The organism is Adlercreutzia equolifaciens DSM 19450 (assembly GCF_000478885.1).
In the GTDB taxonomy this organism is placed as follows: Bacteria; Actinomycetota; Coriobacteriia; order Coriobacteriales; family Eggerthellaceae; genus Adlercreutzia; species Adlercreutzia equolifaciens.
The window spans coordinates 2,399,913-2,417,641 of record NC_022567.1 but is presented as its reverse complement, the minus strand read 5'-3'; the positions used below and the strand labels follow the sequence as shown (position 1 = coordinate 2,417,641).

The window sequence follows — 17,729 nt, the reverse complement described above, 5'->3', positions numbered from 1 at the left end:
TTTGCTCGATACTTATATAAACGTCTTATAACTCCTGATGATTCAGGAAATTGAGAAAAGTTGCGAGAGCGGGGTTTTCGTTGTCGACCAAGTGTACCCAGCCGATTTCGAGGGTCGCCTCATAGCCGTGCACTTCGCGCATGACATAGCCGTGTTCAAGAGAGGCGATGACCGTTTCTGGCACCGCCGATATCCAAGGTGCCGGCCTGCCCGTGGGCGATGGCTGCGGCATGTTGGTCGGCGCGCCGCAGGGCGGCAAGCACGCTTGAGATGTCCTGGTGGTACTGGCGTCCGGCGGGGGTGAGCTCCACGCCTTTAGTGCTTCTCACGAAAAGCGAGAATCCCAACTCCTTCTCGAGGGACTGGATCTGCTGGCTAATGGCCGGTTGGGCCACGTGGCACAATTCAGAGGCTCGAGTGAAGCTGAGCGTCTCGGCTACGGCGGTGAAGTACTCAAGCTGAGATGTGCGCATGACGACCTCCTAGCTTCTCATCCTACAATTCCACTTCGTCGATGAGGTGGATGAGGTCTTGCTGGCTGTGTATGTTCAGCTTGCGATAGATGTGGCGGATGTGGGTCTTCGCCGTGCCCTCGGAGATGTAGAGCTGCTGCTGGATGTGAGATGACTTGTAGCCGCGGGCCAGGTAGTACATGACCTCGCTCTCGCGGCGCGACAGCAGGTAGGTGTTGGCGATGACTTCGCAGCGTTGACGGAAGCGACCTCGGGCAGCGGGGGTGTCCTCGGCTGGCGGGGTGGCGTCGGAACCCTCAGTGAAGATGGAGCGCGAGAAGTCCATGGCCTGGCGGGCCGGGGAGGGGGCGGGGGTCGCAGCGCCAGTCGCGGCGGCTTCGACCCCTCCTCCTTCGACCTCGTCTTCGATTCCCTCTGCGTCGACACCTTGCTCCTGCGGGGCGTTTCCGCGGTTTGCGGTGGTTGCCGCGGCAGAGAGCGCCTCGAGCACCTCCTCGGGGTCGCCCAAATCGGCGAGGGCGGAGGCCACGGCCCGCTCCCACGAGGTCGCATCGGCGATCTCGGGCGCCTCATCGCTTGTGTGGACGGCCGTTGCCGCGTCCCCCTCGTTCACCACGATGAGCGGGGTGCGGGGAAGGTTCTGCGCGGCGGCGCCCCTCTTCGGCGTCACGGCAACGATAGCGGCCATCTCGTGCTCGTCGGGCAGAAGGGCGTAGGCAAGCATCATGGCCACAAGCACGATGAGCACGGTGCCCATTTCGCCGAGGCCGGTGGGCGTCCCGAGGGCCCCGGTGAACAGTGGCAAGGTAGAGCCGCCGAGGGCCGCCAGCGCCATAACACCGCGGCCGAGGCCGAATACGAAGATGGGGGAGAGGCGGAAGCGCTGGGAGAGCTCCGAGAAGAAGATCCACATAAGCGCCTCGAAGGACATGTATCCGACAAGCACCACCGAGGTCCCCCAAAACGACGTGCCCCCGGTCGTGAAGGGGATGAAAATGGCCGTTACGGCGATGAACGGGATGAGCGGCCGGAAGAAGATATGCCAGCGCTCGTCGCCGCCGAGGGCGAGAAACGTCACCATAATGAGCACCGTGGCGACGCAGGCGGTGACGAACAGCAACGCCTGATCTTCGAAGGCGCTGCCGGGCAGGATGGTCTCAATGGAGGTTTGGCGCATGATGCCCAGGGCCACGCCGAGGAAGAACACCGGCAATCCGAAGCGCATCACGAAACGCGCGTGATTGATGGGCAGCGGCTGGAAAAAGAGCTGGCGATTGTCGAAATCGAGGCTCACGTGGCGACGCAGCACAAGCAGAAGGGCGATTTCCGCAAAGGGAATGAGCGCGCTTGCCACGCCGCCCCACGGAAAGGGGATCTGGTGTAGCACGAGGCCGTAGATGCCGAATCCGATGGCGATGGAGAGCGCTCCGTTAATGATGATGGAGGCTGAGTCGCGCCGCGAGAAGGCGATGCCCCAAGCAAGCAGCAAGATGGAAGAGCCCGTTCCCGTCAGGATACCCGAAATGATTTGCAGCGTGCTGCCGTCGAAGGGCGACTCCGCGCCCGACCCGAGCAAGAGAAGCGTTCCTGTTGCGCCGAGCAGTGCGGCTGCAACGAGGGTGGGGGTGGCGTGCAGCGCCCGGATGAGCTTGGTGTCGAGGATGCTTGCGATAAGCAACAGCAGGCCGTAGATGAGGATCGAGACGAAATAGGCCAGGGACAGTTGATCGTTGAAGGGCCCGGCCTGGAGGCCTCCGGTTCCGAAAATGCCGCCTTTGTCGAACATGGAGCTGTAGATCCACGCTTGATGCAGGCCGTAGCCGAACGAAATGAGACTTAATTCGCCGAAGGATGCGCCTTCCTTGAAGTCGATTTTGATCGTAACGCGAGGAACCTGAAACCCCATAATCCCCCTCCTGTGCGCCCGGCCGTCTCACCAGGCAAGATGGTGCTTAATAGTTGAGTCAGGGGATTATAGATAGCGGATGATGCTTCGTCAACCCCGCCTTCCCAAGCCCCTTTCCCGTGGCCCGCGCTGCGTGCGAGTTCCGGCTCGTGCCTGCGACCTCGCGTGCGCGCCCTGCGCAGGATGCGCAGGGCCACCGCTGGTCGACGATGGCCCTGCAACGGTCGGCGACCTACTTGGTCACCGTGATCACCACGTTGTCGTAGCGATCGAGAACGGTCGAGCCATCGCCCTTCGCGGGGGCGGTGTAAGCCTCGCTCACGTTCTGGGACGTGGCGGCGTAGGCGCCCTCCGCGTCCTTGTAGGCCTGCTGCTCGCCGGTGGGGTACACGCTGATCTCAGCGTTGTAGCCGTTGGCGGCGAGGTAGTCGGCCACCGACTGAACGTCATAGTTGTGAATGGCGTCCAGCCCGTTTTGGTTCTCGCTGGAGATGATGCCCTCGGTAAGGACGACATCGGCCGTGCTGCCCGCCGGAACGAACATCAGGTCGGAGTGCACGTCGCCTCCCACGGCGGTCTCGTCGACCACCATGAAGACCTCGTAGCTACCCAGACCGTCAGAGGAATCCGACACGCTGTCGTCGTGCACGTAGTAGAAGCCGTACGCCGGGACAGCGATCAGGGCTGCGCACAGGCAGGCCAGAACCGCGATGGCAAGAACCTTCTTGCCGAATGCTGCGTTGGTCATAAGTGCTCCCTCAATCGTGGTCGCCCCGCAGTTTCGCAACGCAGCCCCATTATGGCGCGCGCACGGAAAAGGTCAAGGGCAAAACCCCAGGTGCAGCGCACAATCATCCTCGTGGAAGGGCGAAATCATCACGAGAGGATGATGCCGCTTTTCGCAAAGATGGGCCTGGTCGTATGAGCTGGGCGCCGCGATGCTTCCTAGAATGTAGGACGAAGAGGATAGGAAGCGGCGTCTGCTATCGGATTGCCCGAGCGAACGAAGGGCGAAGAGAGCCTTCTGCGCATCGGGGTTCGCGATGACGACCGCACGCGAAACGAGAGAGGAAACCTGTATGGCCTATCAGCATCAGGGTTCTTGTGCGAGTGCCGGGGACACCCTCGAGCTGCTCGCCTTCGACGACGAGTTCGACCCTTTGGCGGTGGACGACTCGGAGATCGACCAGGAATGGATGGATGACGAGAACCCCTACGACACCATCGACTACCCCACCATGCGCAACATGCCCGAGACGGTGCACCACGATCCGGTGTACTCGCCGGCACGCCAGGGCAGCGCCACCGAGGCGCTTCAGGCGCTCATTGTCCGCAACCCCAACCGTCGGCCCGTGCTGCTGAACGTCATCGGCCTGTGCGAGGGCGGCTGCCCCTCGAGCGTCATTTCCGAGCGCGTGGATGAGTGGCAGCGCGACAACTGGTCGGTATACGCTCCCATGACGCTTTGCCGCATGTTGGAGCGCGCCGGAGCGCTTACGTTGGAGATGCCCGACGTGTCCGAGGAGCACGAGAGCGCCGAGGAGGGTGTGGCGTACCTGGAGATTCGCGAGACCGTGGATCCGGTGTGGCGCGCGACTCCCGAGGCGTTGGCCTTGCGCGCGGAGTACCTCGCCGGCAAGAGCTTCCGCGCGGTTGTGCTGGGATCCGACGAGGCGCGCTACGCCGAGGTGTACGCGGCGGTTATGGAAGCCCTTGAAGAGGCGCCGCGAAAGCTGGACGCCATTGAGAGCCTGACCGACGCCCTGGAGATCACCAAGTCGCCGCGCCGCTTCGGTCAGCACTTCATCGATGTGCTGGAAACCTGCGACTGCGTCATCTGGGGCGATGGCGCCTGGAACTTGACCGATTTGGGGCGGGCTATGCTCGCCGAGCTGAAGAGCGCGAAGGAGGCTTAACGCTATGGTCGTTATGGAAGAAGCCGTCGTTGAGGAAGCTGCCGCTTCCGAGGATGTGAACCTCGTCGAGCTGATGAACGCCCGCGCCCGATCCTACGGCATGCTGGCGCGTCTGTTCCGCGAAGAGGTGGATCTGCCGGCGCTGCGCGAGCTGCAGAAGATGCGCTTTCCCCAGGCCACGGGCAATGCGGCCGCCGATGAGGGCTACCACCAGCTGTACGACTACCTGAAGCGCGCCTGGGACGACTCGGTGACCGAGCTCGCCATCGATTACGTGAGCACGTTCATCGGCCACGGCGTGAACGGGTATTCCGCCGCCTATCCGTACGAGTCGGTGTACACGTCCGAGCGCCGTCTGCTCATGCAGGAGGCCCGCGCCGAGGTGCTCGCCACGCTGCGCGAAAACGAGTTGAAACGCGGCAACTGGAACGAGGCCGAGGACCACATCGCGCTGGAGCTCGAGTTCATGCAGCGCATGGCCCTTCGCGCCGCCGAGGCGCTGTCCGACAACGCCGAGGACGAGGCGATCGCCTACCTGCGCACGTCCTACGACTTCCTTGAGAACCACCTCATGAACTGGGTTCCCATGCTGGTCGCCGATATGCGCATGCACGCCCGCACCTTGTTCTACCAGGGTCTGGGGCAGCTGACGCTCGGCTCCCTGCAGGAGGACGAAGCCGTCCTGCGCGAGCTTTTGGATTCCGTGGAAGCTTAAGCGGCCTTTAGCGGCCCAAACCTTACCAACCCCTTCCTTCTTTCCCCTCCCTTCGTCGGCCCCACCCCTCCTCGGCGGGGCCGACCCATTTTCGCGTGCTGCCCCGCGGTGTGCGAGAGGAAGCTACTTGGAAAACAACGGGTAGCGTACCCAGAAACTACGCTACCCGTTGTTTTCCAAGCAGAATGAAGAGCGAGGAAGGAGAAAAGCTACGCTAACCGTCATTTCTCAAGCAATTGAGGGATACCGTCCGGCGGTGAGGGGGGAAATGGCGAAACAAGAAAAGCCCCGGTTGCGGGGCTTTTCTTGAGAGGGTTTGTCGGCGGTTGATGGGTTGCCGTGGCCCTAGTCGATCCCTGCGTCGGCGAGGAGGGCCTGGCCGCCTAAGGTGATGGGGGCGGCGGCGCCGGCTTCTTCCAGGAAGCAGGTGGGGCGCAGGGTGGCGATGCGCTCGCCGTCTTCCATGCGCACGCGGGCCACCTGCATCTTCGTGCGCTCGGCCAACTCGAGCGGGGCACGGCTGAACGTGGAGAACATCAACGCGTCGGTGGCTTTGGCGACGCCAGCGGCAAACGTGCGGCGATCGGCCTCGCGCACGCGGTCGCGGTCGGCGTCGGTGGAGACCACCTCGAAGGCGTCGCGGGCGGGCATGAATCCGTCCACGCAGCCGGTGACGTACAGGGCGCGGTAGCCGCAGCCGCACAGCTGCTCGTAGGAGCTGACGCGCACGGCGCGGACGTTGGCCTCGTGGGTGGGGAAGAACTGCGTCTCGCGAACCATGGCGTACAGGGTCGCGGCGTCCTCGTCGCCGGCCAGCGTCGCGGAAAGCGCTGCGAAGTCGCGCAGCTTGTCGGCGTCGAGGGCCGCCAGCAGGTTGTGTCCGCGGCGTCCCGCATGCGCGGCGATCATCGCGCGGCCGGCCTCATAGCGCTTGGCCAGACGCTCGGCCCGGGGGAAGGGCTCCGCTTCGCCGGCGGTGCGGGCGGCAGCGGCCGCCTCCAGGGCATCCAGGATGCCGGCGTCGTGCTCGTCGCACCACTCCATCAGGAAGTGCCAGCCGTCGGAATAGGTGAGGTAGTTGCCGAAGCCCACCCATGCGCGCCAGGCGAACGGGTCGTCCGGGTCGGCCAGCAGGTTCAGCGATGTGTAGGCGATAAGCGCTCGGGCGCGGTTCGTATCGCGCGGATCGCCGGCCAGGCGCTCGAAGCCCAGCGACGACACCGCAAAACCGCGGCGGACGAGCATCTGCTCGAAGGCGTGCGCCCACTGCTTGTTGGGGGCGACGACGCAGAGGTCGGATTGGGCCGCCTCAGGATTTTCGGCGTTCACGGCGAACAGGTAGCGCGTCAGCCCGTTGAATTCCTCGTCCGGCGTGTTCCACTTCACGGTGGCGATGTCGCGTATGGTTCCCTCGCGCTGGTCGGCCGCAAGCGCCTCCTCGTTGCCCGCGCGGACAACGGCATCGCAGAATGCGGTGACGTTGGGATTGCCGAAAGCGGTGTTCAGGGCGAACACGGTCACGTTCCGGCGCAGGGTGTCGAAGGTGGCGAAACCCTCGGGGGCCGGGAAGCTCGTGGCGACGCGCACGGTCTCGTCGGGATTGCCGGCGATGATGAGCTGATCGCGGGCGAGCAGACACAGGCAGGTCTGCTGTGCGACGGAAAGGTTCTGGAAGTCGTCGGCGAGCACGAGAGAGAACCGCTGTCGCGCGCCAGCGCCCGCATCACTTTGCAGGTAGCGCCCGCAGAGGTAGGCCACCTCGTCTTCCAGCATGGCGTTCGTGGCGTCAAGCAGGCGATGGGCCAGCTCCAGCGCGTCTTTCTCCTCGCCCACGGCCCAGTCGTCCTCGGGGGCAAGCGCGCACCACTGCTTCTTGATGTGGCTGAGCTCCGAGCGCAAGCGGCGGGCGGGAGTCCCCAGGGTCTTCATGTCCTCCAGGAAGAAGTTGCACTCGAAAGGCGCGAGCACGCGGGGAGTGCGGCCGGTGGTGGCGCGGGCCTCGGGCGTTTCCAGCACGGCAAGGCACACCTGCTGGGCGCAGGCCACGGTGATGCGGCCGGCGATGTCTTCCACATCCTGCGCCCCGGCGGTGGCCAGGGCGTCCACCAGGCGGCGACGCGCCACGCGGGCCGCCTCGGCCGTGGAGGTCTCGATGAGGATGTCTTCGGGGGCGCATCCGGCGGCCACGGCGGCAGCGGCCCGGCGCAGCAGCGCCTCGGTCTTGCCGGAGCGCGCGGGGCCGACGATTTTGGCCGTGCGGCCGTCGAAAGCGGCGATTTCTACCATCATGTCAGTCATGAGTGCCTCCTAATCGGCCAAGATGCCGCTGGTCGAGTCGAAATCGCGCGTGGAGCCATCGGCGTAGACGACCGTCCACTGATCGAAGACGAGGGAGAAATCGGCATCGGGCAGGGCGTACTTCTTCTGGATGTCCTCGCCCAGATGCGCCTCCTCGGCGATGCGCTCGGCCACGATTTCCTCGGCGGTTTTGTCAAGCTCGCCGCGCTCGACTTCTTCCAGGTCGTGGGCGATGCGGGCCCGCACGACGATATCGGCCGCTTCCTCGGCCTCAAGCGCCGCTTCGGCGGCCTCGGCTACCAGAGCGGGGGAGGCCATGAACGACTCCTCGGCGGCCCTCTCGGCAGCCTCGGCCTCGGCTGCGGCCGCCTCTTCGGCGGCCCGTGCCGCAGCGGCCTCGGCAACTTTTCGGGCCTCAAGCGCTTCCATGCCGGCGGCGTACTGCTGCTCGTAGGAGGCCGCGGAAGGCAGCGTCACGGCGACGACGTCCTTGCCGAGCGCGCCGGCGTTCAGGGCCTCGCGCACGCGGCTCACCCACTTGCTCTCCTCGGGGTCGATGCCGCAGGTGGAATCCAGCCGCATGCGCACCACGAGGCGACCGCCCTGCAGCTCGATTTCCAGCCACGTGAACACAAGCTCGGGCTTGCCCTCCTCGCGCTGGCGGCGGTTGAAGATCTTCATCTGATTGTCCACGGCGTGCACCTGGTTCAGCAGCCAGTGCTCAATGTAGTCGCTCCACAGCGCGTCGGCGCCTTCCACGGAGGAATCCAGGTACTCGCGGGCTCCCACGCGCACGGTCATGCGGAGGGTGTTCACCAGCTCGCCGTCGGCCGCCGGGTGGGTGCGCACCGCGGGCGTTCCCAGATAAGAGTAGCAGCGATCGATCTCCAATCGCAGCTCGTGATCGACGATCGACTCGTCCAAATCAAGTGTGAGGGCCATGGAAGGATGGGGCTTGCTCATCCGTCTCTCCTTTCTTTTTGGCAGGTTCCGCGAAAGATCCTTCAGCCAGCTTCGGCTCGTCTTGAATCCTGAGGGGAAACTGCCGCCTATCCTCTTCGCCATCCAGTATAGAGAGGCCTCGAACAGGTAAATCATCCCATCGAGATGAGCGCGCGGGATGATTGCCGTCCCTTAAATCGGCCTGCTCTTATGATTGCGCGGCCCGCACGGCCCATACCATTTTCAACCGTTGGGCAACAAAACATCGGTGGCCGCTCGACAGCGGAGGCGGATCTTCACCCCCTCCACTCGCGAAGGCCGCCGACGCCGCCGAGGGCCGCCGGTGTTTTGTTGGAAAGCATCGAACGAAAGAGAGAGGAGGACCCATGGCTAAACTTTCACTGACTCGTCGCAGCTTCCTGAAGGCGGCCGCCGTCACGGGCGCTGCGAGCACTCTGAGCTTTGCTGTAGCACCGTCTGCGGCCTTGGCCGAGGGCGTCGACGAATCAGCTGGTGAGGTCAAGCGCATCCGTTCCTGCTGCCGCGCGTGCGGCAAATGCGAATGCGGTGTGTGGGTCACCGTGCAGGACAACAAGGTCATCAAGGTAGAAGGTGACGAGTCCAACGCACACAGCCGCGGCCACTGCTGCGCGAAGTCCCAGGCGTCCATGCTGGCGCTGTACCACCCCGATCGTTTGCGCTACACCATGAAGCGTACCAACCCCAAGGGCGAGGACGATCCCGGCTGGGTGCGCGTCAACTTCGCCGAGGCCATGGACGAGATCGGCGCCAAGTACAACGAGCTCATCGACAAGTACGGCGGGAAGTCGATCTTCTCCATGGGCGGTACCTCGCGCGTGTGGGCCCAGCCGCCCTACGGCACCCTGAAGTCCGTCTTCGGAACCCACAACTTTCATTCCGCCTACGAGATCTGCAAGGGCCCTCGCCACTTCGGCGGCGTGCTCACCGACGAGAAGGGCTCGCCGTGGATGGAGGTGGAGCAGGGCCCTATCGTGTACGTGCAGTGGGGTACCGCTTCCGAGTATTCCAACTACGACTCCACCAACCGTACCGTCGTGGACTGCTCGCAGCGCGCCTATAAGCACATTCTGGTTGACCCGCGCATGAGCCCGCTGGGCAAGGAGGCCGATCTGTGGCTGCCCATCCGCGTCGGCACCGACCTGGCGATGTCGCTCGGCTGGCTGAAGTGGATCGTCGACAACGACGCCTACGACAAGAACTTCGTGAAGCGTTGGTCCAACGGCCCGTTCCTTTACAACCCCGAGGCCGACGGCAAGACCTACAAGGGCTACTTCCTGGAAATGAACGGCGGCATCCACATGACGAGCCGCCTGCTCACCGAGGCCGACCTCGACCGCGAGTGGGTCTCCCAGTTCTGGGAGCCGGCGCCGGAGCAGTACTCCTACCGCCGCTTCATCTGCTGGGACGCCGCCAACGAGAAGCCGACCTACTGGGACGCCGAGGAATGCCAGTGGGAGGGCGAGAAGCACAAGATCCCGACCACCGGTACCTGGATCGAGCACCCCTACAAGCCCATCATCGCCGATGCCTGGCTGCCCGACCCCTCGAAGTTCGCCGACCCGGTCGATCCGGCCTACGACGCCTACTGGACCGGCGAGGGCAACGAGAAGGGCGCCAAGTCGAACCCGAAGGGGCTGCCGAAGGACCCGGAGCTGTGGCCCGACGGCGTGCAGGTCAAGCTCGCCAATGGCAAGATGATCGAGGCCAAGTCGGTCTGGCAGGAGTGGGAGCACAACCTGGAGGAGTACACGCTCGACCGTGTCTCCGAGATCACCGAGGTTCCCGCCGACAAGATCGAAGAGGCCGTGCGCACCTACACCACGCGCCTGAACCCGCTTCACGGCAACGGCGGCATCCACTACCAGCTGGCCCCCGACCAGACGGGCCACGCCGTGCAGAACACCCGCGCTCTGCAGCTCATCGCCTGCCTCACCGGCAACTCCGACGAGCCCGCCGGCAACCGCGGCTCCTCGAAGGCCCAGGTAGACGGCTGCTGCGGCCGCGCCAACATGATCGTGACCGACCATGATCCGGTCGACTGGGGCATTCGCGAGGGCATCGGCACCATGGAGCTCGGCAACACGCCGCGCGACCTTTCCGTGGAAGACCAGATTCCGCTGATCCAGAACTTCGTGAAGTACCTGCAGGACGAGAACTCCCCGCTCATGGAGCGCTACGGCAACCACATCCCCACCGATGAGGAGGCCCGCATCATCGCTATGCGCAAGGGCGGCGACTACAAGGGATCGCGTTCCTTCCCGGGCCTGAAGACCCCGTTCGAGAACAATGCCGATCAGATCTCCGCCGAGCGCTTCCCGCTTCTGCGCTTCTGGAACTCCTGGACCGACGCTTCCTCCATCTGGGACGCCATCCGCGAGATCGATTCCCCCTACAAGCTCTACGGCGGCATCTGCATGTCCGGCGACTTCATGAACCAGTCGAATCTGCTGGAGGCGTGGGACGCGCTGACGCAGCTCGACTTCTGGGTGGACATCAACCTGTGGTCGTGCCCGAACAACGGCACCGCCGACTACGTGTTCCCCTGCACCCACTGGTTGGAGACCAACACCGGCCGCGTGTCCCAGGGCGCCGGCGGCATCTTCGGTGCCGGCCAGCGCTGCGTCGAGCCCATCGGAGACGTGGTCTTCGACCCGACCTTTGTCGTGTGCCTGCACAAGTCCATGGGCGTGCCGTTCAACGATCGCGACCCCGAATACGACGAGTGGTTGAACCTCGACTACCACGACTTCATCCAGGCCGGCGGTTCGGTGGGCTATGAGGAGCAGGAGTACCGCGTGCTCAAGGACGCCACCGACTGGTGGAAGACCGAGGAGTACCCCGACGGCCCCGACTTCCCGCAGTACGCGGCGAAGTTCCAGGAAGAGGGCTGGTTCGACTGCCGCAAGTGGCATCCCGAGCGCTGGGGCACCTACCGTCGCTGGGAGATGGGCTACCGTCGCCAGCAGGCCGGCTACAACCTGTACGCCGCCGTGGACGAGAAGTGCGCCTTCGGCACCCCCACCGGCAAGGTGGAGATCTGGTCGACCATCTGCGAGTCCTACATCGGCGATACGGTGACCGAGTCCTACGTGCTCGAGACGCCGGGCACTGCCGCCAAGGTGGGCGAGAAGACCCCGTACTTCGCTCAGGTGTGCTCGCCGGATCGCGACGCCTATGCCGGCGACATTCCGGACATCGACAAGTTCCCGCACTGGTTCGAGCCGAAGAACTCCCGCGTTCAGGCGCCCGAGTGGTACGACGCCAACCTGGTGGATGGCGCGTCCTACAACAGCGACAACTACCTGAACAAGCCCTACCACGGCATCGCCGGCGTGGGCAACGGCCAGGCGACCGACAACGGCACCACCGACAACCTCGAGGCCTACAAGCAGGCCGTGAAGGAGAACCCGGAGGCGACCTTCATCTGCACCTCCGGCGCTCGCCAGCCCGTCTACTTCCACTCCGAGCACCGTCAGCTGCCCTGGTGTCGCGAGCTGTGGCCGTCTCCGCGCTTCGAGATGAACCCCAACGACGCCGCCCGCCTCGGCATCGAGCAGGGCGACTGGATTTGGGTGCGCACCCCCTGGGGCGCCATCCGCGAGGTGGCCGATCTGTACTACGGCATCAAGGAAGGCACCACCAACGCCAACCATGCCTGGTGGTACCCCGAGATGGACCATGCCGCCCACGGCTTCGAGCTCGTCGGCATCAACTGCACCATGGACAAGTACGCCCAGTGCTGGATCTGCGGCGCCTCCCAGCTGCGCGGCAACCCGATGGTCGTCTACAAGGCCACCGAGGAGAACTCGCCGTTCGGCAACCCCGTGCCGTGCGACCCGTGGGGCAACGAGGCGATCACCAACGCCAACGACCCGCGTCTGAAGGAATGGCTGGCCAACGACCCGCGTTTGGACGACTCGAAGGTGGAGCTCACTTACGCGAGCGCGGATGCCAAGGGCCTGCAGACCTTAAGCCTCATCAAGGAATAGAAAGGAGGAAGATCAATGGCGAATTACGCGATCATCACCGATTTGAACCGTTGCACGGGCTGCCTTGCCTGCACCGTGGCGTGCAAGGCCATCAACGGCGTGGACGTGGGCAACTTCTGGATTAAAACGCTGCGCGTCGGTCCGCATCCCATTGAGGGCGGTTCCGGCACCTTCCCGGACGTGGAGATGTACTTCCTCCCCGTTCAGTGCCAGCACTGCGAGAACCCCGAGTGCGTGAAGGTGTGCCCGACCGAGGCGTCTCATGTCGCCGAGGACGGCACCATCCAGATCGACAAGGACAAGTGCATCGGCTGCCAGTTCTGCGCCATGGCCTGCCCCTATGGCGTGCGCTACCTGAACCAGACCGAGCGCGTTGTGGAGAAGTGCACGCTGTGCGAGCAGCGCACGAGCCAGGGCGAGCTGCCCCAGTGCGTGGCCCAGTGCGGCGCCCGCGCCCGCTTCTTCGGCGACCTCGATCAGGGCGTCGAGAACTTCGAGGGCCCGGCGCATCCGGATACCCCCGGCTGCCAGTACGACGACATGACGAAGACCCGCGTGAAGCTCAAGGACTACGTGGAAGCCTTTACCGAGAACGACATTCATCACCTCACCAACAAGGGCAACAACCCCAAGCTCATGTACTTGTTGCGCGAGGGCCGGAAGTGGAGGGAGTAACAACCCATGGAAATTCAGTGGCCCCTTATTCTCTTCACCTTCTTTAATTGCCTCGCCGGCGGCATCTTCCTGATGCAGGGCATTCTCACCCTGTCCGGCAAGGGCAAGGCCATGCAGCTCGCCTCCTGCGTGAGCGCGATTGTTGCTTTGGCCATCGGCGGTCTGTCGGTGTTCTTCCACCTGCAGCATCCGCTGCGCATGCTGAACGGCTTTGGGCACATCACCTCCGGCATTACCATCGAGCTGATCTTCGTGATCGTGTTCGCCATCGCCGTGGTGCTGTACTTCCTCATGATGCGCCGTTCCGAGGAGGGCGTGGCCCCCAAATGGTGCGCCGTTCTGGCCATCGTCGTGTCGCTGGCGCTGCCGTTCGCGACGGGCGACTCCTACCTGATGAGCGCCATTCCCGTGTGGGACACCATGCTGCTGCCTCTGTACTACGTGGTGGCCACGGTGATGCTGGGCGGTCTGGCCGCCATGATCATCGCCGGCGCCACGAAGGCCGACGACGCGGTGAAGCTGTCTGCTACGGTGGCTTTCATTGGCGCGGTGGTGTGCGCCGTGGTGAGCGTCATCTATGCGGTGGCCATCTCCGGCATGGGCGCGAACTACACCGAGATGCAGTACTACTTCGATCCGACGCTGCCCGACGTGGCCATGCGCCAGTCCGAGCAGATCACCGGCGCCATTTTGGCCGGCGAGCATGCCGTGGCCTTCTGGCTGGGCAATGTGGCTATCGGCTGTGCGGTGCCTGCCGTGCTGGCGGCCCTGGTGATGACGGGCAAGATTCCCGCCGAGAAGGCCCTGGCTGTGGCGGTAGTTGCCCTGGTGTGCGCCGTGATCGGCACCATCGTGTGGCGCGTGCTGCTCTACGAAGTGGCCGTGAACGCCCTCATCCAGTTCCAGTGGGCGCTTTAGCAGTGTGTTAACGAAGCCAGATGCGGCTGCAGCTGCGGCCGCATCTGGCAGGGCGCTTGCGAGGCGCCCGATCCCGGATGCCCCCTGGCATCCGGTATGAGGGAGCCGCTCGTCTCTGGTCGGTCGGTCGGCACTCTTTGAGAACCTAAGCGAGGCGGGCTTTTCTGACAGACGAGCCCCGCAGGCAACGCGCATGCGCCCGCCTCGCTTTTTGTTCAAAATGGGGTACTTCTCGTAGTTTTTAGGGTGTGATTTCTCCATTAGCTCTGTGGATGGGAGGAAAACCCCAGGTGGCGATTGCTGCTTTAGGGATCGGCTTTTTGGCAAGTTACGAGAAGTGCCCTATTTTGCTCATTTCGCCCTGACGAAGGAGCGTTTGGGTCTCCTGAAGCTTTTTTGCGAAAAGGCTTCAGGAGGAGCAAACCCTCAGATGATTCTTGAAGAGGAGGAATCAATGACAGAGGAGAAGAAAGAGGCGCCGACGTCTGCTTCAGCTGGAGCAGCGGGCGCGCAAGTCGCCCCGACGCTGGAGAGCGTTGATGCGGCCGAGGCCAAGCGCGCACCTCGCGGCGGCATCACGCGGCGCGGGCTGTTCATCGGCGTGGGCTCGACGGTGGCCCTGCTCGGCTTGGGCGGGTTGCGCTATGCGGGCCACAATCCGCTGAACCGACCGCCCGGAGGTGCCGACGAGGCCCATCTGGTGAGCGGCTGCATCCGTTGCGAGCGCTGCTATGAGGCGTGTCCGCGCCAAGCCATCGTGCCGGCGAAGATCGAGGACGGGCTACTCGGCATGCGCAGCCCTATGCTCGACTTCAACACGGGGAACTACTGCGACTTCTGCTACGAGGAGAACGGCGGCAACCCCTTGTGCGTGGCGGTGTGCCCCACGGCCGCGCTCGAGCTGCCGGCAACCTACACAGTGGGCAACCCGGAGACCGGCGAGACCGGCGACATCATCATTGGCACGGCGGAGATTGATCCGCGCACGTGCCTAGCCTATCGCATGACCGGATGCCGCGACTGCTACGACGCCTGCAACTACGGCGCTATCGAGCTGAAGGATGAGGGCGGGGCAAACCCCATTCCCTATGTCGTGGAAGACAAGTGCAACGGCTGCGGTGCCTGCCAGGCCGCCTGCCTGTCGCTGTCCTCCGGTTCTATCAAGTCCAGCGAGCGTGCCATTGTCGTGCGCCCCGTCGAGGCCTAAAGGGGGTAAACCATGGCTAAGAAGAACGAAACGATGGAAACGCCCGCTTCGTCCCCGACTGCGGGCGCGAAGACGAAAAACTCTGCGAACGCGCTGGCCGCGAAGCTGAAGACGCGTCGGCTGCGCACCGTGGTGGGCGCCGTGGTGTTCGTCGGCATGGCCGCCGGCCTCATCGCCGGGGTGAGCATGGGCACGATGTCCGGCTTCGGTTGGGACACGTTCTCGATGCTATGCCCCCTAGGCGCGCTCGGCACCATGATCGCCACGAAGATGATGATCCCGCGCGCCGTGGTGTCGCTTCTGCTTATCGCCGCGCTCGTGCTCGTGTTCGGTCGCGCCTTCTGCTCGTGGTTGTGCCCGACCATGCTCATCGATCGCATCCGCGATTTCTTCCGCTCGCCCAAGAAACGTCGGGAGCTCGAGGAGAAGAAGAGCTCCGAAATCAAGGCCATCTCGCAGCAGGAGCTGGCGAGCCTGAAGGCGGCGAAGGGCGGCCACGCTTGCGGCGCCTGCGGCAAGTGCCAGCCGGTCCATCACGGCAAGGTGGACTCGCGCCATGCGGTGCTCGGTGGGGCCTTGCTTTCGACGGCGGTCTTCGGATTCCCGGTGTTCTGCCTGGTGTGCCCCGTGGGTCTGTCGTTTGCCACCGTGCTCGTTATTTGGCGGGCCTTCGCCCATGGCGACGCGACGATCGGGCTTATCCTTATTCCGGCGATGCTTGTTATCGAGTTGGTGGTGCTACGCAAGTGGTGCTCGAATTTCTGCCCGCTTTCGGCGCTCATGAACCTGGTCGGGCGTTTCTCGCGTACGTTCGTGCCTACCATTAATGACGAGAAGTGCCTGGAGACGGCCCGCGCCACCTCCTGCAGCAAGTGCGCCGAGGTGTGCGATGCCGACATCAACATCCGTCATCCGGAATTCGGTCTGCGCACCATGGCCGACTGCACGCGCTGCCGCAACTGCGTGGACGTGTGTCCCACCCATGCCATCACCATGCCGGTGTTCGTCGGCAAGAAGGCGGGCAAGACCGTCGTGGAAATTCCCGACCCGGTTATGGACGACCTGGAGCCGAAGCTGGACTAGCCAATCAGTGAGCGATGGCTCGACTTTGGGAGAGGCCGGGCCATCGTTGAAGAGGAGCAACAATGGTTGAGACGATTGATGCGGGGGCTCACCGATATGTGGGCACCGCGTTTACGGCTGTGAATAGTGGGGCCATTCGGGTTCATCGGGAGCGGTGCGCGAAGGTGCGCAACCGCAACGTGGACTGCTTGAAGTGCGCGGCGGCGTGCACTTCAGGGTGCATTTCCTTGGAAGACGGCGAGCTGGTGATCGATGCCTCCAAGTGTGTCGGCTGCGGCACCTGCGCCACGGTGTGCCCCACGTGCGCCTTGGAGTCGCTGAATCCCTCGGACGCCGAGTTGAAAGCCGCCTGTCTGCGCGCCGTGCGGGGTGACGAGGTGGTCATTGCCTGCAGCCAGATGGAGGCGGCCTTGGGTGATTTGCTAGTGCCCGGTGCCGCGGCGTTCGTGGTCTGCGCGGGGCGCGTGGATGAGTCGCTGCTGGCGGGACTCGCCGCCGAGAGTGTAGGCCGCGTGACGGTGCTTTGCGGCGATTGCGATCACTGTGCCCAGCGCCACGGTCGCGACACGGCGGAGCTGGTAGCCGAAACGGCGCGCCAGGTGCTCGCCACCTGGGGCGACGATTTGGAAGTTGTCGTGACCGATGTGCCTCCTGCGAGCATTCTCGCCGAGGGCGCCGATGAGGCCGCTGCCGAAACCGCCCGCGCAGCTTACTTTGCCCAAGAGCGCTCCTGCCCGCCCATTCGCGAAGCCGAAGGAGTGCGTGTCGGTTCATCTGCGGGGCAGGACGCTCCCAAGCATCCTGCCCATTCCCTCCACGTGATGAAAGACGGCACGTTGCCGCATTTCATTCCCGATCGGCGTGAGCGCTTGCTGGACGCACTGGCGCAGCTGGGGGAACCGGAAGGCGACAAGCTGGAAACCCGGCTGTGGGGTGCGGTGGTCATCGATGGCACGAAGTGCGTCTCTTGCCGCATGTGCGCGACGTTCTGTCCCACGGGCGCCATTGCGAAGTTCGATGACGCCGACGGTACCCTGGGCGTGACCCACACGCCGGGCGATTGCGTGAAGTGCGGCAGCTGCCGGGACGTGTGCCCCGCCGATGCCATCACACTGCTCGACGCCGTGCCCGCAAGCTGGCTTACCGGCGGCAACCGCCACCGCTACGTCATGACGCCCCGTCCTGTGAGCCTTACCGACAACCCCCACCAGATCCTCGACACCTTCCGTCTCGACTTCAACGGAGACATCTTCGAGCGGTAGGGGAGCCGCAGCGATCGCTGGCGATCTTGCGCAAAATGTCGGCGAGCTGTCCCTGCCGGGCGTCTCGCCGAAGCTGGCACGGCGTCGACGGGGCGTCGTGCGGTAAATCTCAGACTTCTCCGCAAAGCAGGAGAGGCCGCATCTCCCGACTGCCCGAGCCCCCGCCCTGGCAGCCACGCGGTCTCGATCTGCTCCAGCCCCCGGCGCCCCTATCCTCTTCACGGCGCCGGGGGCGTTTTATGCCAAGGGCAAACGCAGGGTGAAGGTGGTGCCTTCTTGTGCGGTGCTGGTGACGGCGATGGT

Annotated in this window: 13 protein-coding genes; 8 read left to right on the top strand and 5 right to left on the bottom strand. The window is 64.3% G+C overall.

Annotated features, from left to right (window positions below; all coding sequences use genetic code 11):
* Positions 1-155 precede the first annotated feature (155 nt).
* The 3 genes from AEQU_RS09715 to AEQU_RS11965 all read right to left on the bottom strand — a co-directional run bounded on the left by AEQU_RS09715 (position 156) and on the right by AEQU_RS11965 (position 3,127).
* Positions 156-473, bottom strand: coding sequence for a LysR family transcriptional regulator (locus AEQU_RS09715; protein WP_022740909.1), 318 nt, complete (start codon positions 471-473; stop codon positions 156-158).
* A 22-nt stretch (positions 474-495) separates the two neighbouring features.
* On the bottom strand, positions 496-2,379 hold the full coding sequence (locus AEQU_RS09710; protein ID WP_022740906.1) for a helix-turn-helix transcriptional regulator: 1,884 nt from the start codon (positions 2,377-2,379) through the stop codon (positions 496-498).
* A 232-nt stretch (positions 2,380-2,611) separates the two neighbouring features.
* Complete coding sequence (locus AEQU_RS11965; protein ID WP_022740903.1) at positions 2,612-3,127, bottom strand: hypothetical protein; 516 nt, start codon at positions 3,125-3,127, stop codon at positions 2,612-2,614.
* Between the two features lie 331 nt (positions 3,128-3,458).
* On the opposite strand from AEQU_RS11965, the gene AEQU_RS09700 reads away from it, so the two are divergent.
* Together AEQU_RS09700 and AEQU_RS09695 are read left to right on the top strand one after the other, a co-directional pair.
* A complete protein-coding gene (locus tag AEQU_RS09700) occupies positions 3,459-4,295 on the top strand; it encodes a PD-(D/E)XK nuclease family protein (RefSeq protein WP_022740899.1) in 837 nt (278 codons plus the stop codon).
* 4 nt (positions 4,296-4,299) lie between these two features.
* On the top strand, positions 4,300-5,010 hold the full coding sequence (locus tag AEQU_RS09695) for a TorD/DmsD family molecular chaperone (protein ID WP_022740897.1): 711 nt from the start codon (positions 4,300-4,302) through the stop codon (positions 5,008-5,010).
* A gap of 345 nt (positions 5,011-5,355) precedes the next feature.
* Here the strand turns inward: AEQU_RS09695 and AEQU_RS09690 are convergent, their stop codons facing one another.
* The gene (locus AEQU_RS09690) at positions 5,356-7,308 is read right to left on the bottom strand and encodes a UvrD-helicase domain-containing protein (protein WP_022740894.1); all 1,953 of its coding nucleotides are present in this window, start codon (positions 7,306-7,308) and stop codon (positions 5,356-5,358) included.
* A gap of 9 nt (positions 7,309-7,317) precedes the next feature.
* Positions 7,318-8,271, bottom strand: coding sequence for a hypothetical protein (locus tag AEQU_RS09685; RefSeq protein ID WP_022740890.1), 954 nt, complete (start codon positions 8,269-8,271; stop codon positions 7,318-7,320).
* 365 nt (positions 8,272-8,636) lie between these two features.
* Between AEQU_RS09685 and AEQU_RS09680 the strand changes: the two genes are divergently transcribed.
* From AEQU_RS09680 to AEQU_RS09655, 6 genes are all read left to right on the top strand, one after another.
* Complete coding sequence (locus AEQU_RS09680; protein ID WP_022740887.1) at positions 8,637-12,281, top strand: molybdopterin dinucleotide binding domain-containing protein; 3,645 nt, start codon at positions 8,637-8,639, stop codon at positions 12,279-12,281.
* Positions 12,282-12,296: 15 nt separating this feature from the next.
* Complete coding sequence (locus AEQU_RS09675; RefSeq protein ID WP_022740883.1) at positions 12,297-12,956, top strand: 4Fe-4S dicluster domain-containing protein; 660 nt, start codon at positions 12,297-12,299, stop codon at positions 12,954-12,956.
* 6 nt (positions 12,957-12,962) lie between these two features.
* Positions 12,963-13,874: a dimethyl sulfoxide reductase anchor subunit family protein gene (locus AEQU_RS09670; protein ID WP_022740880.1), complete on the top strand. Its 912-nt coding sequence runs from the start codon at positions 12,963-12,965 to the stop codon at positions 13,872-13,874.
* Positions 13,875-14,328: 454 nt separating this feature from the next.
* Entirely contained in the window at positions 14,329-15,081 is a 753-nt protein-coding gene (locus AEQU_RS09665) for a 4Fe-4S dicluster domain-containing protein (protein ID WP_084280665.1), read from the top strand.
* 12 nt (positions 15,082-15,093) lie between these two features.
* Positions 15,094-16,164 carry a 4Fe-4S binding protein gene (locus AEQU_RS09660; protein ID WP_022740875.1) on the top strand — a complete coding sequence of 357 codons (1,071 nt, stop codon included), beginning with the start codon at positions 15,094-15,096 and terminating at the stop codon, positions 16,162-16,164.
* Between the two features lie 62 nt (positions 16,165-16,226).
* The gene (locus AEQU_RS09655) at positions 16,227-17,426 is read left to right on the top strand and encodes a 4Fe-4S binding protein (RefSeq protein WP_022740872.1); all 1,200 of its coding nucleotides are present in this window, start codon (positions 16,227-16,229) and stop codon (positions 17,424-17,426) included.
* The last annotated feature ends 303 nt before the right edge of the window (positions 17,427-17,729 follow it).

Bases quoted from the DNA above. Each gene is read 5' to 3' on its own strand.
- AEQU_RS09715 (WP_022740909.1), bottom strand. From the start codon at position 473: ATGCGCACATCTCAGCTTGAGTACTTCACCGCCGTAGCCGAGACGCTC.
- AEQU_RS09655 (WP_022740872.1), top strand. From the start codon at position 16,227: ATGGTTGAGACGATTGATGCGGGGGCTCACCGATATGTGGGCACCGCG.
- AEQU_RS09690 (WP_022740894.1), bottom strand. From the start codon at position 7,308: ATGACTGACATGATGGTAGAAATCGCCGCTTTCGACGGCCGCACGGCC.
- AEQU_RS09670 (WP_022740880.1), top strand. From the start codon at position 12,963: ATGGAAATTCAGTGGCCCCTTATTCTCTTCACCTTCTTTAATTGCCTC.
- AEQU_RS09710 (WP_022740906.1), bottom strand. From the start codon at position 2,379: ATGGGGTTTCAGGTTCCTCGCGTTACGATCAAAATCGACTTCAAGGAA.
- AEQU_RS11965 (WP_022740903.1), bottom strand. From the start codon at position 3,127: ATGACCAACGCAGCATTCGGCAAGAAGGTTCTTGCCATCGCGGTTCTG.
- AEQU_RS09675 (WP_022740883.1), top strand. From the start codon at position 12,297: ATGGCGAATTACGCGATCATCACCGATTTGAACCGTTGCACGGGCTGC.
- AEQU_RS09695 (WP_022740897.1), top strand. From the start codon at position 4,300: ATGGTCGTTATGGAAGAAGCCGTCGTTGAGGAAGCTGCCGCTTCCGAG.
- AEQU_RS09665 (WP_084280665.1), top strand. From the start codon at position 14,329: ATGACAGAGGAGAAGAAAGAGGCGCCGACGTCTGCTTCAGCTGGAGCA.
- AEQU_RS09680 (WP_022740887.1), top strand. From the start codon at position 8,637: ATGGCTAAACTTTCACTGACTCGTCGCAGCTTCCTGAAGGCGGCCGCC.
- AEQU_RS09660 (WP_022740875.1), top strand. From the start codon at position 15,094: ATGGCTAAGAAGAACGAAACGATGGAAACGCCCGCTTCGTCCCCGACT.
- AEQU_RS09685 (WP_022740890.1), bottom strand. From the start codon at position 8,271: ATGAGCAAGCCCCATCCTTCCATGGCCCTCACACTTGATTTGGACGAG.
- AEQU_RS09700 (WP_022740899.1), top strand. From the start codon at position 3,459: ATGGCCTATCAGCATCAGGGTTCTTGTGCGAGTGCCGGGGACACCCTC.